Genomic DNA, 16,427 nt, shown 5'->3' with positions numbered 1-16,427 from the left:
TTACATATTGCAATAGAAATGGAATGATAATTATGCGAAAACTCGGCCTCATAACCGCATTATTTGCACTTCTATTTAGCTCTTTTACCGGATGTGATAATAGTCCTTTAGATAAAAAAGTGAAAGAAGAAGCAAAACGAACGGAGAAAGAAAAAGGTCCAAAGTTAACAAAGACGAGTACGGAATCCTTTAATCAATCTATATCACAAGGAGCGAAGAAAAGAGCTCTCGCTATGGATGAAATTATAAAAAGCACAGCAGTGAATTCAAATTTAGATCTCTACATAGCAGTTACACCGGAGCATCACGAAAGGTTTGGATTAAAACCTCTTCGTAAAAAGCTTCAAAAGCAGCTAAGTGATGAGCATCCTACTTTCGATGTTCGTGTCAGTACAGATAAAAAAATCTTTATGTTACTCGAAAAACTCGAAAAAAAAATTAAGGAAAAAGAAGTATCTAAAGATGAAATTAATAAACAATTAAAATTCATTGGTAAAAAAATGGAGTCTAACACTTAACGCTTTTTAAAAGAAAAGGAAGGATTGCAATGTCTAGTAAAGATAAAAACTTAACCCCTGTACAACAGGAGTATAAAAAATTCGAACAAGAACGCGAACCGAAACGACCTGTCTTAAAAAATTGTATAAAAGCCTTTTTCGTCGGTGGTTTTATTTGCTTCATCGGACAACTCATTTCTACTTTTTACATCACATATTTTGATTTCACTGAACGCTCAGCAGGCAATCCAACAGTCGCAACTCTCATTTTCATCTCCATGTTACTAACTGGATTTGGTATATACGATCGTTTTGGACAGTTTGCCGGTGCTGGTACAGCTGTACCTGTTACTGGATTTGGTAACTCTGTTATTGCCGCATGTATTGAGCATCGAACGGAAGGATTTGTCCTTGGCGTTGGCGGCAATATGTTTAAACTAGCTGGTTCTGTTATTTTATTTGGTGTATTTTCCGCTTTCGTCATCGCACTTATTAAAACTATTCTCGTTCAATGGGGAGGGCTATAAATGTTACAAGGACATCGAACGTGGGTATTTGAAAACAAACCAGTCATTATCTCAACAGGGGTTGTCGGTGGACCATTTGAAGCAAAGGGGAACATCCCAGAAGACTTCGATATCCTTCATGAAGATTTATGGCTCGGACAAGATTCCTATGAAAAAGCACATAAGATTTTATTCGAAGAAGCTTGTAGTCGCGCTACTGAAAAAGCAGAACTTCGTAAAGATGATATTCAATTCGTACTCGCAGGAGATTTAATTAATCAAATTACTCCAACAAGCTTTGCTTGCCGCACACTTGGGACTCCTTATCTCGGATTATTCGGGGCTTGCTCTACTTCTATGGAAGGTTTAGCACTTGGGGCAAGTATCGTAAATGCAAAAGGTGCAAAATATTTATTAACTGGAGCTTCAAGCCATAATACAGCTGTAGAAAAACAGTTCCGCTACCCTACCGAATACGGTGGACAAAAGCCGCCTACTGCACAGTGGACAGTAACCGGAGCAGGAGCCGCTATTTTAAGCGATACTGGACACGGTCCAAGAGTAACCTCTGCAACAATCGGCCGAGTGGTTGATATGGGATTAACAGATCCGTTTAATATGGGAGGTGCAATGGCTCCAGCTGCCGTTGATACAATTGAAGCCCACTTACGCGAACGTCAAATTGATGCCTCTTACTACGATTTAATCGTAACGGGTGACCTCGGACATGTCGGTCGCGAAATTGCTTATGACTTACTACATAAACACGGAACGAAAGTAACGAGCGAACAGTTTCAAGATTGCGGGTTACTCATTTATAGAGAAGGGCAACCTGTTATCGCTGGTGCTAGCGGACCAGGATGTTCTGCAACGGTCGTGTACGGTCATTTATTAAACCGAATGAAAAGAGGAGAGTTCAAAAAAATACTTGTCGTTGCGACAGGCGCTTTACTATCTCCACTTACATTCCAACAAGAAGAAACAATTCCGTGTATCGCTCACGCCGTTTCGATTGAATTTGGAGGTGCAACGCAATGATTTTTTTCTGGGCTTTCGTCATTGGCGGACTTATATGTGTAATCGGCCAACTTATGTTTGATGTCGGCAAACTAACACCCGCTCATACAATGGCAACACTCGTCGTTGCCGGAGCTATATTAGATGGATTCAATTTGTATGAACCATTAATTGATTTCGCTGGAGCTGGGGCAACCGTACCTATTACAAGCTTCGGTAATGCCCTCGTTCATGGCGCAATGGAAGAAGCTGCAAAACATGGCATCGTTGGCGTTATTACCGGCATGTTTAAAGTAACGAGCGCCGGTGTATCAGCAGCTATTATTTTCGGCTTCATTGGAGCATTGTTATTCAAACCGAAAGGATAAGAGGTGTTTATATGACTGTTATTGCTAGCGTAAAAACTTGCCTCGCTAGTGTAAGGGGAGCTCAAGCAAGCTTAAGTTCCCTTTCGCTAAACTCTACAGACGATGAAGCAAAACGCGTATTTCATGAATGTATGTTAGAAATGGACAGCATCATCGCTGATTTACAGGATAGGGTTTCATTATTAGAACGTGAAGAACCTCAATATAAAGGGTTTTAAGTAGACTGGAGGAAATGACTATGTCTCACCTGCCGGAATGGACACTTGTTATCCTTCGCTCTGTATTCATATTAATCATTTTATTCACTATTACAAAGTGCTTAGGAAAAAGGCAAATCTCTCAGCTTTCCTTTTTTGAATACATAGCAGGAATGACAATTGGCGATATTGCCGCTCAAATAGCTACAGGGCTTGATCAAAAGTTTTTCCACGGTGTCTTTGCCATACTTATTTTCGCCTCAGTACCCTTCTTTGTCGGAATTCTCTCCCTAAAAAACAAAACGGCTAGAGATTTTTTTGAAGGGAAGTCTACAGTGTTAATAAAAGATGGCAAAGTACTTGAGGATAATTTAAAGAAAGAGAAATATACAAGTGATGAGTTACTTGAACTTCTTAGAGGAAATGGTGCATTCAGTATAGCTGAAGTCGAATTTGCTGTCTTAGAACCGAGTGGAGAATTAAATGTATTATTAAAGAAAGATTCTCAGCCACTTACAGCAAAAGATCTCGGTTTAAAAGTGCCAAATGAAAAAGAACCACAAACTGTTATTATGGATGGAAATGTACTAGATGAACCTCTTTCAGCAAGCGGACATAACCGTGCTTGGCTACATTCAGAATTAGAAAAAATCGGTGTTGTTATTGAAAATGTCTTCCTCGGTCAAGTGGATTCATACGGACAACTTACTATCGACATTTACAATGACAAACTCCAAATGCCTTCTCCTCAAAACAAACCTTTATTATTAGCATCTTTAAAAAAATGTCATGCTGATCTTGAACTATTTTCCCTAGAAACAAAGTCGAAGTCAGCAAGCGAAATGTATAGTAAAAACGCGAAACAAATCGAAAAGATTTTAAATAAAGTAACCTATCTTTTAAAAGACTAATTATCGAAAGAACGCTTCAGTTAAAAGGCGTTCTTTTCTTTTTTCTCCAGTTTTCGTAACGTTTAAATTTATGTAATTCGGTTATGATGTTGAAGATACATAAGCAGGGAATTTCGAAAACATAGCGAATATTTCATGGTACAACTACATATTTTTTTGATTTAAAGTGGTTTCGTTTGACCTTTATTGACCATAATTGTATTATAAGACTAAGAAAGCTTTATAAGGAGGAAATAACAGATGAATTTAATTCCTACAGTAATTGAACAAACAAATCGTGGAGAACGCGCTTACGATATTTACTCTCGACTATTAAAAGACCGCATCATTATGCTTGGTAGTGCAATTGATGACAACGTAGCTAACTCAATCGTTTCCCAGCTTTTATTCTTGGAATCTCAAGATCCAGAAAAAGATATTCACATCTACATCAACAGCCCTGGTGGTTCTATCACAGCGGGTATGGCAATCTATGATACAATGCAGTTTATTAAACCACAAGTATCAACAATCTGTATCGGTATGGCTGCATCTATGGGTGCATTCTTACTTGCAGCAGGTGAAAAAGGAAAACGTTATGCACTTCCAAACAGTGAAGTAATGATTCACCAACCACTTGGTGGAGCACAAGGTCAAGCGACTGAAATCGAAATCGCTGCAAAACGTATCCTATTCTTACGTGAAAAACTAAACCAAATTCTTGCTGACCGCACTGGTCAACCACTTGAAGTACTACAACGCGACACAGACCGCGACAACTTCATGACAGCAGAAAAAGCTTTAGAATACGGTTTAATCGATAAGATCTTTACAAATCGTTAATAACTAAAAGCGGAAGCGGCTCGTTCAGCTCTGACTGGCTAAGGTTCTTTCGCATAAAAGGCGCTTTTTGCCTTCTTATGCGGAAGGTTCTTAGACACGAAGAGCTAGCCGATGGAGCTAGATACATAAAAAAGCACCCTATTACAGGGCGCTTTTTTATTATCATGCATCTCCGTCCGGATACCCACCCTGGTATTCACCTAAATATATCAACGATTTTTCAATTATATCGAACAAAACTTAAATTATATCAACGATTTTTTTAATATATCAACGGTTCGACACAACATATCGATTTACCGACAATCTACGACAAGGACAAACCACCTACATACCCCCTATCCCGAAAACTCCCTTTAAGTAAACCGCAAAAACAAAAAGCTATCGCATATACGCGATAGCTTCTTATTGTACATATGCAGCTAATGCTTCTAAAGCCTCTTCTGCATCTGAACCTTCTGTTGTAATTGTTATCATGCTTCCAGTTCCAATTGCTAAGCTCATAATCCCCATTATGCTCTTTGCATTTACTGTCTTTCCATCTTTCTCGATGAAGATATCTGCATGAAAGCGATTTGCCTCTTGTACAAACAACGCAGCCGGACGTGCTTGTAAACCGTTTTTTAATGAAACCTGAACTCGTTTTTGAACCACAGCTCCATTTCCCCTTTAACCTCTTATTTTTTTACTAACGTTTCCCCCGCGCGTAATTTCTCTGCGATTTCATCGATTTTACGCAAACGATGATTAATACCCGACTTACTAATCTTCCCCCCGGATACCATCTCACCTAACTCTTTCAATGTTACATCTTGATAATCTCTTCGTAATTGTGCAATCTCTTGTAATTTATCCGGCAAAATATCAAGACCAACTGTCTCATCAATATAACGAATATTTTCAATCTGTCTTAGTGCTGCACCAATTGTTTTATTTAAATTAGCTGTTTCGCAGTTCACTAAACGATTTACAGAATTACGCATATCACGTACGATTCGAATATCTTCAAATCTTAAAAGTGCATTATGAGCACCTATAATATTTAAAAACTCTGTAATTTTTTCTGCTTCTTTCAAATACGTAATGTACCCTTTTCTTCTTTCCAACGTCTTACTATTTAAATCAAATCCGTTCATCAGTTCACATATAGCATCATTATGTTCCTTATATAACGAAAAGATTTCTAAATGATAAGATGATGTTTCTGGGTTATTTACTGAACCACCTGCTAAAAATGCGCCACGTAAGTACGATCGTTTACAACATTTCTTCTCAATCAATTCTTGTGATATATTTCGAATAAATGAAAAGTCATCTCGAACGATATGAAGATCAGCTAATATTTCGCGAGACTTCTCAACAAGCCGCACAATATATACATTATTTTTCTTCAAGCGCATTTTTTTACGGACAAGCAATTCTACCGTCACGTCATATCCTTTTTTCAAAAGCGTATAAATCCTTCTTGCAATTGCCGCATTTTCCGTTTGAATATCGATAGATAGACGACGGTTTGAAAAAGAAAGCGACCCGTTCATTCGAAGTAACGCTGATAATTCTGCTTTCTCACAGCATTCCTTCATCTCAAGATTCGTCAACTCTTTCTTTGTTTCTGATGCAAATGACACAGTCAACACCTCCTTATACGATTATTATGGAACAAAATTCTTGTCCTATATGAATGAGGAGCGCTACCTCAAACGAGGCAACGCATATTTATAACAATGAATATAAAATGGACGCTAACTTTAACGTATCATGCCTTACAACATGATCATCATACTTCGCTAATCCCTCTTGGATAACATCAATATTATTTTCAACAAAACGTTCTTCATCCACTACAACTGGTGTAGACATTTCTTCCTCATATGACTTGCGTAATTCACAAGGAATCTCACGGTTATTTACAATTGCAGTATTGATAAATGGTTGCCCTAAATGATCGTGTAACGCCTGCACATGATCAAAAGCAGTATATCCCATCGTTTCACCCGCTTGTGTCATAACGTTACATACATATACCTTCTTCGCCTTTGCAGCAAGAACAGCGTCTCCAATTTTGTTAACAACTAAATTGGGCAATATACTCGTATACAAACTTCCAGGACCGAAAACAAGTAAATCAGCTCGTTTAATTTCAGCCAATGTTTCATGCAATGGCTCTACATCTTCTGGAGTTAAAAAGACACGATTAATCTTCTTTCCGTAATAAGGAATCTTTGATTCACCTGTTACAATTTCCCCATCTTCAAGTTCCGCATGAAGTACCGCACTTTGATTCGCTGCTGGTAATACACGTCCTCTGACATTTAATACCTTACTTGTTTCTGTAATTGCATGGAAAAAGTCTCCTGTAATCGAGGTCATACCTGCCAACAATAGATTTCCTAACGCATGACCTTTCAGTCCGTCTCCTGTTGTGAAACGGTGCTGAAATAAAGCTTCCACCAGTGGCTCTACATCCGATAACGCAACAAGTACGTTACGGATGTCACCTGGAGGTGGAATTTCTAGCTCATCACGTAATCTACCCGAACTGCCACCATCATCAGCAATTGTAACAACTGCTGTAATATCAACAGGATATTGCTTTAATCCTCTTAATAAAACAGAGAGTCCAGTTCCGCCTCCCATGATGACAATTTTAGGCTTTCTCTCTTTTTTCATCCCTTAATGGCCCTTTCTCTTCTCCACATCACGATGAGATACATGAACACTATACTCTGGTTTCAAATGTTTCCCAAGGTATTCTGTAAGCGTAACAGAACGATGCTGTCCACCTGTACATCCAATTGCAATTACAAGTTGACTTTTGCCTTCTCTTTTATAATGAGGCAGCATGAAAGTAATCAGATCCGTCAACTTCTCTAAAAACTTATGTGTCTCATTAAATTTCAGTACATACGAAGAAACTTCTTCATCTAGTCCTGTTAATGGCTTCATATGTGGAATGTAATATGGATTTGGTAAAAAACGAACATCAAATACTAAATCTGCATCAATTGGAATACCGTACTTAAATCCAAATGACATAACATTTACACGAAATGCTTGCTCAGTTTCTGTTGAGAACAAGTGAACAATTTTTTCACGTAATTCTTTCGGTTTTAAATCCGATGTATCAAGCACAATATTCGCTCGTGCCTTCATATCTGTTAATAAATTACGCTCTGCTTCGATTCCCTTTAACGGCAAACCAGTTGGTGCAAGTGGATGCGAACGTCTCGTTTCTTTATAACGAGTTACAAGCGTACTATCTTTCGCATCTAAAAATAAAATATGAGGAATAATCCATGTACGTTCTGATAAATCATCAAGTGCTCCCCATAAATGTTCAAAAAACTCGCGGCCACGTAAATCAATACCAAGTGCCACTTTATTCATTTTCCCTTTTGAATCCGCCATAAGCTCAATAAACTTTGGCAATAACATCGGTGGTAAATTATCCACACAAAAATATCCTAAATCTTCAAAACTTTGTAAAGCTACTGTTTTTCCAGCTCCAGACATCCCTGTAATAATTACCATTTTTATATCATTATTCTCTGTCATTGTATCCTCTCCTTGACGGTTTAACTCGGATCTAATCGATATGAAAGCAACTCAAAATCTGGGGTATATACAAATGTACCGTAGATTATGCCATTTCCTTTAATTAAATAATCAATAATGTGATAATCTCCTGGCGCCATTGCTAAATCATCAATTTTATCAAATGTATGCCAACCAATGATGCCTTCTTCGCTCTCTAGTTTGTTTTCTCCTGCAAAATCTGTCGCTAAAAAGGAGAACATCATCCATTCAGAAACAACTTTATCACCTTCTTGGATGACAAAGGTGAAGACCCCCTTTAACGCTGGGTTTTTCAAATAAATACCTGTTTCTTCACGATACTCGCGAACAACGGAATCTCTTACAGTCTCACCACGCTCCATTTTCCCGCCTGGTGCAACCCACCAATTTCGGCGAGGTTTTTGGAGTAAGAGTACTTCATTATCTCTAATTAACACACAGTTTGTCACTCTTTGCATGTTTCTTCACCTCAGCTACTTGCAGTAAAATTCCTCACTGCATACTTCTTTCATTATACTATCAAAAACAGTTTGCTACAACGAAGGAGCCAGTCCTCTTTCGCTAAGCATATGCTACTCAGCAATTTTAAAAAAGCTTTCTATAACAAGCAATGTAAATGCTTATACTTTGAATGAATAGCATGAAAAATCCCCTTAACGATTTTTATCGCCAAGGGGATTAAAGCCCTTATTTCTTACCGAAATAAGTAACAATCACAAATCCTAAAATAAAGGTAATGATTGAACTTATAATTGAAAATCCGCCAGTCGGAATCCCAGGGAATACAATTACAATCGAACCGATTACAAGTCCAATAATTGCCGCAAATGTCATACTTTTATAACGATCTAATAAAAAACTAATGCCTTTACTACTTACAACAAATCCGACCATAACACCAGCACCGATAACCACGATTAAAGGTAAATTAAGTGTAGTTAAAGCGTTAATTGCTGTTGGATACACACCAATAATTAATAAAATAAACGATCCACTAATCCCAGGAAGCAGCATGGCCATACTAGCCATCCATCCTGCGAAAAATAAACCAATTGCATTTAAAATTGTTAACGTCGTAATCGGATCTGCTGCCTTATCTGGTTTAAAGAAAGCTGTAATCGCAACAAGAATTGCTGCAACTATTAATAAAACGATGTGCTTACCTTTAAACGACGACTTTGCATCAGCTTCCCTCATTAACATCGGTAATATACTAATAATTAAACCGAGGAAGAAAAATTGAGTCGGTTCATAATGATTTGCAAGTAAATATTTAATAACGTGACTTAACGTTAAAAATGCCGCTGCCACACCAGCTGCAAGGGGAATTAAAAATCCTAAATGTTTTTTCCATTCACGACTAAAGAATCCACTAATTGCCGCAAGCAATTGTTCATAAATCCCTAACACAACAGCGATTGTACCGCCGCTCACACCAGGAATTAAATCACTAACGCCCATACAAAATCCACGATATATATTACGCCATTCCATACTGAATAAATTCCTCATTTCTTATAGTGATTTTTTCCGTAAAGTCCAGTATATCAATAAGAAAGCTTATAATCCTTATATTTTTTGACAAAACTTTGACATTTTCACATAAAAAAAGAAGAAAGCTCCTGTCGGTAGCTTTCTTCTCACAAGGTATATTATCCCTTATTTTTCTGATACAGTTTTTAATTCCTCTAATAATTCTTCTACGTAATGTTGTGCACTTTGCGCTGCAATACTACCGTCACCTGTTGCAGTTACAATTTGACGAAGCATTTTTTCACGAACATCACCAGCTGCGAAAATACCAGGGATTTTCGTTTCCATACGCTCGTTCGTTTCAAGGTAACCATTTTCATTTGTAATACCTAGTTCAACAAATGGTTTTGATAAAGGTAACATACCGATGTATACGAATACGCCGTCAGTTTTGACTTCTTTCTCTTCTCCATTATTTACGTCCACAAGTGTTACACTTCCTACTTTACCACTTGCTTCGTTGATTTCTTTTATAGTGTGATTCCAAATGAAATCTACTTTTTCGTTTTGGAAAGCACGGTCTTGTAAAATTTTCTGTGCACGAAGCGTGTCACGACGGTGAACGATCGTTACTTTTGATGCGAAGCGTGTTAAGAACACACCCTCTTCAACAGCAGAATCTCCGCCACCAATTACGATAAGCTCTTTTCCTTTAAAGAATGCTCCGTCACATACTGCACAATATGATACACCGCGGCCGCCAAGTTCTGTTTCACCCGGTACACCAATTTTTTTATACTCTGCACCGCTTGCAACGATAATTGCACGTGCTTTATATTCTTTTTTACCAGCAATAATTGTTTTGTATTCTTTACCATCGATGACTTCTTTCACATCACCGTATGCATATTCAGCACCAAATTTCTTCGCATGCTCAAACATTTTATTTGATAAATCTGGTCCTAAAATAGACTCATAACCTGGGTAGTTTTCTACATCTTCCGTGTTTGCCATTTGGCCACCTGGAATACCACGCTCAAGCATTAATGTGCTTAAATTTGCACGAGATGTATATACTGCAGCTGTCATACCAGCTGGTCCTGCACCAATAATAACGACATCATAAATTTTTTCTTCTGACACACTATTCACTCCTATCCATTCCTACACAATTAAGTTACCCTCATTATACTGTTAGCATCATTTTTTTCCCAATGATTTGCTTATCTTATGTGTGCGTACGCTTAACAGCTTGCACATATTTTCGGACAGTCGCTACAGATACATTATATACATCTCCAAGCTCCGACTGTGTCATTTTATTTCCTTGTTCGCCGCGTACAATGTATTCAATCGCAGCTGACCAGCCGTACACATTTATAAATATGTCTCCAGATGTATATAAACGTATGAACGTACAAAACCAAAAGTGTAAACACTCTTCAATTAATTCATCATCTTTTTTCGTATAATTGTATAATGCATCCGCAATTCTCGCGCACTGCTCAAATTGCTGTAAATCAGCTGGAATACTCTTATGACTATTAAGTAAAAAGAAGTACTTTGCAAGTTGCGATACGATGGGAACACCATTCTTCGCTTGCGTTATATCAAAGAAGAATCCAACCTTCTCCGGCGTTGACAATTCATTCATTAAATATAAAGCTAGCATTTGTTCTTCTAGCGTCGCACTTTGCTGAAATGATTTTCGTAATTCTTCAAATAACACGTTTTGCCCTTCATCTGCTAAATTCAGCGCATTCCACGGTTCTTTTCCCTTTTTATCAGGATGTAATTCCACGACATATTGCCACATTTTTTCAGCTAGTTGCTGATCTTTCACCATATACGCAGAATATGCAAACCAATAATAAAAACTAACGTCTCCCTCATATCCTTGACGCTTTAATAGTTTGAACCACTTATATGCATGCTCGAAATAACCAATTGTTGCGAGTGTAGTTCCCAGTTTCAAACGATGTTCAAATGAAATCGGATATACCGAAACTAGCTGTCCCGCTAATGCCTCTACTTGTTTATGCTCTCCAATTGAATATAGAAAAATAAGCGTATTACAAAGCGCATGTATATTACCAGGGTTTTTCTCTAAAATCATTTCTGTTAACTTCAGTGCTTTGTCTACATTACCAGATTGAAAATGTGCAATGGCTAAATTATTATGACCTGACCAAAATTCCGGATAATCTTTCGTAACAATTTCTAATGTAGCAATTGCTTCTTCCAATTGTCCATTACGAATATAGCGATTCGCTTCTTCCTGCATAACAATTAAATCATCTTCATCTTCAATCTCTTCCGCACCCATTGCTTCTTCTTCCATAATCTCAAGAAGTTCTAATGTATCTTCTACGAATTCCTTCTCTTTTGCAACTTCTAAATAACGATCTGCATATTTCTTCGCCTGTTGAAATAACCCCATATATGCATAATTATTTGCAATAAAATAATAGCACTGTTCAAGTTCTGGATTAGATCTAACTAACTTTAAGAAGATTTGATTCGATTCTTGATATTCACCAGCCTCAGATAATACTGATGCTAATTGACATAAAATAAACGGCTCCTTCTCACTTTGTGCCGCTCTTCGAAAATATTTAATTGCATCTTGCAATTTTTGTCCTTTGTAAGCTCTCATCCCTTTTTTATAAAAGAAGTCCGCTAATTGATTAAAAGAGATAACTTGTCCGTTCTCCTTATATATCCTTTGATTTTTCCCCATATATCCTCCAGTTTTTTGTTTTCTTCGTTCACACATTCTTCTATCTATAAGTATAAACGATTCCGTAAAAAACAAAACAGTATATTATACTCAATTATTTCCTTTTTATTCATAAAAAAAGAGGAGAAATGTTACATTTTCACCATGAACCTTCTCTTGCGGTCATTTGCTCTTTCGTATAAATAATACGCATTGGATTTCCACCTACGAAAGCACCGCTCGGTACATCTCTATGAACAAGTGTGCCAGCTGAGACAGTCGCACCGTCTCCAATTTTCACACCTGGTAATATTGTTACATTCGCTCCAATCATCACTTCATTTCCAATGACGATTTCCCCAAGTCGATATTCACGAATTAAATATTCATGTGCTAAAAGCGTTGTGTTATAGCCAATAATCGAATTCTCTCCCACAGTTATCTTTTCTGGGAACATAATATCCGGCATTACCATAAGCGCAAATGATGTTTTCTTTCCTACTTTCATCCGTAAAAAAGTGCGGTACAACCAATTCTTCACAGATAAAAATGGCGTGTAACGTGCAATTTGGATAATAATAAAGTTTTTCATTACCTTCCAAAAAGACACTGTTTTATACACATTCCATAATGAATTTTCTCCTGAAACAGGATAGCGCGTTGTCCGTCGCACTTAGCTCGCTCCTCTACTAACTTACTTGGACCTTTATGAACGGTTCATATTAGACAAAATCGGTAGCAAATCACTCATTTTATCTAGCATAAAGTCCGGCTTGTAAGCCTCTAAATACGCTCTACCTTTCAACGTCCATGAAACCGCAGCTGTTTTCGTCCCCGCATTTTGACCACCGACAATATCATGATGATTATCCCCAACCATCAATGCTTCTTCTGGTTTTGCATCTAATAATTCAAGCGCTTTTTGAAGTGGCTCTGGATGTGGTTTCACATGCTCTACATCATCAATTGTCACGACAACATCAAAAAATTCATCAAGCTTTGACAACTGTAATCCCATCTCAACGGTTTGTCTCGCTTTCGTTGTAACAATACCAACTTTATAACCTTGCTTCTTCAACTCTCGAACTGTTTCATATACAGTTTCATATTCTTCTACTAATTCATCATGATGATCATGGTTAAATTCGCGATAACTTGTAATCATCTCTTCAACCTTACTTTCATCAATCTTACTGAAAGTATCATGCAAAGATGGACCGATAAATGGCAACACATCTTCACGCTTATATTGATTTGGATAATATGTATTTAAAGTATGTAAAAAAGAAGAAATAATAAGTTCGTTTGTATTAATTAAAGTTCCATCTAAATCAAATAAAACTGTATTTATTCTCATCGCCTTAGTCCTTTCGCCTTCCTGAATATGAAAGAAGCAGCATCTTATAATAAGATGCTACTTGTCTCTAATTTTCTAAATATCTTTTATCAGCTTGCCCCATTTTTCGTCTCACAATAATGAAAATAATAGAAATAACAACAAGTCCAATTGACATTACTTGTGCAATACGAAGTGGTCCTAGCATTAAACTATCTGTACGTAAGCCTTCTACGAAGAAGCGTCCTACTGAATACCAAATTAAATATGTGAAGAATAATTCCCCGCGACGTAAATTCACTTTTCTTAATGCAAGTAGTAAAATTACGCCTGCAAAATTCCATAATGATTCATATAAAAACGTCGGATGATAGTACACACCCTCAATATACATTTGATTAATAATAAAATCCGGTAAATGAAGACCTTCTAAAAACTGTCTCGTTACTTCATCACCATGCGCCTCTTGGTTCATAAAGTTTCCCCATCGGCCAATTGCTTGTCCTAGTAAAATACTTGGTGCAGCAATATCAGCCAACTTCCAGAAAGAAAGTCCGCGTCGTTTCGCAAAAAGAACACCTGTAATAACAGCCCCGATTAAACCACCATGAATCGCCAAACCACCTTGACGAATATTAATAATTTGACTCGGATTTTGTGCGTAATATTCCCATTCAAAAATAACATAGTACATTCTCGCAAAAAGAATAGCGATCGGTACTGCAATTAATACAAGGTCAACAAATGTATCTTTTGGAATACCTAGCCTTTCTCCCTCGCGAGTTGCCAGCCAAAGACCTAATAGCACACCTGTACCGATAATAATCCCGTACCAATACACAGGAAACGGCCCAAGTTGGATAGCTACACGGTCAAGCTGCGGTACAGAACCTAACAGCATATGTATGACCTCCCTCTCCAAAGTTTACTCCTGATTTCCTAACTCAATTGCACTCATTAATCGTTCAGAGAACTGCTGTGCTGCATTGACTCCCATACGTTTTAAACGGAAGTTCATCGCTGCTACTTCAATAATAACAGCCAAGTTTCGACCAGGACGAACTGGAAGTGTAATCTTCGTAAGCTCTGTATCAATAATTTTCATCTTCTCTTCATCAAGACCTAAGCGATCGTAATTTTTCTTTTGATCCCAAATTTCAAGATTAATAACAAGTGTAATACGCTTATAATTTCGCACTGCCCCTGCACCGAATAACGTCATAACGTTAATAATACCTAGACCACGAATTTCTAATAAATGCTCGATTAAATCTGGTGAGCTTCCGACTAACATGTCTTCATCTTCTTGACGAATTTCTACACTATCATCCGCAACAAGACGGTGACCACGCTTTACAAGCTCAAGAGCTGTCTCACTTTTACCAACACCACTTTGACCTGTAATTAAAACACCAACGCCGTAAATATCTACTAACACACCATGAACAGCTGTTGTTGGTGCTAACTTACCTTCTAAATAGTTTGTTAAACGACTTGATAATCTCGTTGTCGTTTGAGAAGAACGTAATAAAGGCATACCTGATTCACGTGATGCTTGTAATAACTCATCTGGTACATCTTGATTACGAGTTACAATAATACATGGCGTCTCCTCAGTACAAAGCGCTTTCATTCTCTCTTGTTTTTGCTCTGACGTTAACGTGTCAAAGAACGTAAGCTCCGTCTTTCCAAGAAGCTGCACACGATCTGCTGGATAGTATGTAAAAAATCCTGCCATTTCAATTCCAGGTCGTGATAAATCACTTGTATCAATTGGACGATGAATACCTTCTTCACCACTGATTAACTCCAATTGAAATTGTTCAATTAAATCTTTTGTCCTTACTTTCGGCATATGTATAAACCTCCACTCCGCTGCGGGTTCAGTCTCGTTTGATGTGAAATTCCATTCTATCGGATATTGTACCATTTTTTTCTGGAAACAAGAAATACGGTTTCTAATAAATAAAAAAAAACATTTCATACGAATAATGAAATGTTTTTCTTTTTGTCACTTTCTCTTTTTTTCATATAGAGGCTCAACAATTGCCTTTTCAATTATCATATTAAAAATTGAAATACAAATTGCCGCAACAATCGCTACACCAAATCCTGATATATTAAAAGCATCTCCTAATAATGAATCTGCTATTTTTAACGTAATCGCATTAATAACAATTAAGAAGAAGCCGAAAGTTACAACAGTAATTGGTAGCGTAATTAAAATTAAAAACGGCTTTACGAACACATTTAAAACCGCCAATATAATACTCGCAATAATTGCAGTTTGTATATTTGCTACGTAAAATGCATCTGGTGCAATCCCTTTTAAAAGTCCCGATACAGCGATTAACACAACGCTATTTACAAGAAGTGATACAATCCATCTCATTTCGTCACACATCCTTTTAAACATATATATTTCATCATACGCTAATAGATAATAAACGCAAGTATGATACGAACACTTATACCAACTTATTCTATCTTTCATGCTTGTATACCTACTAACACTTCCTCGCAAAATAAGGACCACACCACCTATGTTCATGAGTTTTTACAAAGGTCCAAGTGAAATCTTTATCTACGATATAGATTTCACCTTTATACGCATCGTCCCTCTCACACAATATATCATCCATATGTAACAAACTCGCATCCTTTATTAACAGTACCTCATCACAGTGTTGATAGAAAATGTAGCAATCCTTTTTCACTTCATTATGAAACGCGTTCTTTGCTTCTTTCCCCTCTAAACACTTCTTTTTCTCATAACTAAATATGTGCCATAGATAACCACATGCATACCTATCTCCATACAGAAAGATGTCTTCCTTTTCCTCATCACTTAAATGATTTGCAAAGTTATCCTCCCAGCGCTTGCGAAAATAAACACCCCAACTTTGAAACTCTCTTACCTTCATGTTTTTCTTTCTTAAAACATCTGTAAACTCCATCTTCTCCCCCTATGAACGAAAAACCGAGTGCCATTTCCACTCGGTTTT

21 protein-coding genes are annotated in these 16,427 nt (G+C 37.3%); 7 read left to right on the top strand and 14 right to left on the bottom strand.

Annotated elements, in window-relative coordinates; translation table 11 throughout:
- The first annotated feature begins 32 nt into the window (after window positions 1-32).
- The 7 genes from MKY38_RS24095 to clpP all read left to right on the top strand — a co-directional run bounded on the left by MKY38_RS24095 (window position 33) and on the right by clpP (window position 4,318).
- The gene (locus MKY38_RS24095; protein ID WP_065224387.1) at window positions 33-518 is read left to right on the top strand and encodes a YhcN/YlaJ family sporulation lipoprotein; all 486 of its coding nucleotides are present in this window, start codon (window positions 33-35) and stop codon (window positions 516-518) included.
- Between the two features lie 29 nt (window positions 519-547).
- Entirely contained in the window at window positions 548-1,024 is a 477-nt protein-coding gene (gene spoVAC / locus MKY38_RS24090; protein WP_000095399.1) for a stage V sporulation protein AC, read from the top strand.
- A complete protein-coding gene (spoVAD, locus tag MKY38_RS24085; RefSeq protein ID WP_029440962.1) occupies window positions 1,025-2,041 on the top strand; it encodes a stage V sporulation protein AD in 1,017 nt (338 codons plus the stop codon). It abuts the gene before it with no gap.
- Window positions 2,038-2,388 (top strand): stage V sporulation protein AE, encoded by a 351-nt coding sequence (gene spoVAE, locus MKY38_RS24080; protein WP_000575919.1) that lies wholly within the window; start codon window positions 2,038-2,040, stop codon window positions 2,386-2,388. The genes spoVAD and spoVAE overlap by 4 nt, the downstream gene beginning before the upstream one ends.
- A gap of 11 nt (window positions 2,389-2,399) precedes the next feature.
- Window positions 2,400-2,606, top strand: coding sequence for a DUF1657 domain-containing protein (locus MKY38_RS24075; protein WP_000215913.1), 207 nt, complete (start codon window positions 2,400-2,402; stop codon window positions 2,604-2,606).
- A 20-nt stretch (window positions 2,607-2,626) separates the two neighbouring features.
- On the top strand, window positions 2,627-3,496 hold the full coding sequence (locus MKY38_RS24070; RefSeq protein WP_000018930.1) for a DUF421 domain-containing protein: 870 nt from the start codon (window positions 2,627-2,629) through the stop codon (window positions 3,494-3,496).
- Between the two features lie 240 nt (window positions 3,497-3,736).
- Window positions 3,737-4,318, top strand: coding sequence for an ATP-dependent Clp endopeptidase proteolytic subunit ClpP (gene clpP, locus MKY38_RS24065; RefSeq protein WP_001049162.1), 582 nt, complete (start codon window positions 3,737-3,739; stop codon window positions 4,316-4,318).
- Between the two features lie 405 nt (window positions 4,319-4,723).
- Here clpP and MKY38_RS24060 read toward each other — a convergent pair whose 3' ends face one another.
- From MKY38_RS24060 to MKY38_RS23995, 14 genes are all read right to left on the bottom strand, one after another.
- A complete protein-coding gene (locus MKY38_RS24060; RefSeq protein ID WP_000250307.1) occupies window positions 4,724-4,972 on the bottom strand; it encodes an HPr family phosphocarrier protein in 249 nt (82 codons plus the stop codon).
- A gap of 23 nt (window positions 4,973-4,995) precedes the next feature.
- On the bottom strand, window positions 4,996-5,946 hold the full coding sequence (whiA, locus tag MKY38_RS24055; RefSeq protein ID WP_000006558.1) for a DNA-binding protein WhiA: 951 nt from the start codon (window positions 5,944-5,946) through the stop codon (window positions 4,996-4,998).
- An 88-nt stretch (window positions 5,947-6,034) separates the two neighbouring features.
- Window positions 6,035-6,988, bottom strand: coding sequence for a gluconeogenesis factor YvcK family protein (locus tag MKY38_RS24050; protein ID WP_000712188.1), 954 nt, complete (start codon window positions 6,986-6,988; stop codon window positions 6,035-6,037).
- A 3-nt stretch (window positions 6,989-6,991) separates the two neighbouring features.
- Complete coding sequence (gene rapZ / locus MKY38_RS24045) at window positions 6,992-7,873, bottom strand: RNase adapter RapZ (protein ID WP_000138459.1); 882 nt, start codon at window positions 7,871-7,873, stop codon at window positions 6,992-6,994.
- A 20-nt stretch (window positions 7,874-7,893) separates the two neighbouring features.
- Window positions 7,894-8,352 carry an NUDIX hydrolase gene (locus MKY38_RS24040; protein WP_001190080.1) on the bottom strand — a complete coding sequence of 153 codons (459 nt, stop codon included), beginning with the start codon at window positions 8,350-8,352 and terminating at the stop codon, window positions 7,894-7,896.
- 229 nt (window positions 8,353-8,581) lie between these two features.
- Window positions 8,582-9,388 carry a DUF368 domain-containing protein gene (locus MKY38_RS24035; RefSeq protein ID WP_078385269.1) on the bottom strand — a complete coding sequence of 269 codons (807 nt, stop codon included), beginning with the start codon at window positions 9,386-9,388 and terminating at the stop codon, window positions 8,582-8,584.
- Window positions 9,389-9,553: 165 nt separating this feature from the next.
- Window positions 9,554-10,510: a thioredoxin-disulfide reductase gene (gene trxB, locus MKY38_RS24030; RefSeq protein ID WP_065224391.1), complete on the bottom strand. Its 957-nt coding sequence runs from the start codon at window positions 10,508-10,510 to the stop codon at window positions 9,554-9,556.
- Between the two features lie 85 nt (window positions 10,511-10,595).
- Window positions 10,596-12,107 (bottom strand): tetratricopeptide repeat protein, encoded by a 1,512-nt coding sequence (locus tag MKY38_RS24025; RefSeq protein ID WP_065224392.1) that lies wholly within the window; start codon window positions 12,105-12,107, stop codon window positions 10,596-10,598.
- Between the two features lie 139 nt (window positions 12,108-12,246).
- A complete protein-coding gene (locus MKY38_RS24020) occupies window positions 12,247-12,759 on the bottom strand; it encodes an acyltransferase (protein ID WP_001255070.1) in 513 nt (170 codons plus the stop codon).
- Window positions 12,760-12,792: 33 nt separating this feature from the next.
- Window positions 12,793-13,443, bottom strand: a complete 651-nt coding sequence (gene ppaX, locus MKY38_RS24015; protein WP_001222403.1) for a pyrophosphatase PpaX — start codon at window positions 13,441-13,443, stop codon at window positions 12,793-12,795.
- Between the two features lie 67 nt (window positions 13,444-13,510).
- Window positions 13,511-14,323, bottom strand: coding sequence for a prolipoprotein diacylglyceryl transferase (gene lgt / locus MKY38_RS24010; protein WP_065224393.1), 813 nt, complete (start codon window positions 14,321-14,323; stop codon window positions 13,511-13,513).
- Between the two features lie 24 nt (window positions 14,324-14,347).
- Entirely contained in the window at window positions 14,348-15,277 is a 930-nt protein-coding gene (hprK, locus tag MKY38_RS24005) for an HPr(Ser) kinase/phosphatase (protein ID WP_001127250.1), read from the bottom strand.
- Window positions 15,278-15,433: 156 nt separating this feature from the next.
- Window positions 15,434-15,814 (bottom strand): phage holin family protein, encoded by a 381-nt coding sequence (locus MKY38_RS24000; RefSeq protein WP_001267308.1) that lies wholly within the window; start codon window positions 15,812-15,814, stop codon window positions 15,434-15,436.
- Between the two features lie 115 nt (window positions 15,815-15,929).
- Window positions 15,930-16,379, bottom strand: coding sequence for a DUF4275 family protein (locus tag MKY38_RS23995; RefSeq protein WP_114555854.1), 450 nt, complete (start codon window positions 16,377-16,379; stop codon window positions 15,930-15,932).
- Between the last annotated feature and the right edge of the window lie 48 nt (window positions 16,380-16,427).

The organism is Bacillus sp. FSL R5-0585, assembly GCF_038004545.1.
Taxonomy (GTDB): Bacteria; Bacillota; Bacilli; order Bacillales; family Bacillaceae_G; genus Bacillus_A; species Bacillus_A cereus.
This window is presented reverse-complemented; position numbering and strand designations above follow the sequence as displayed.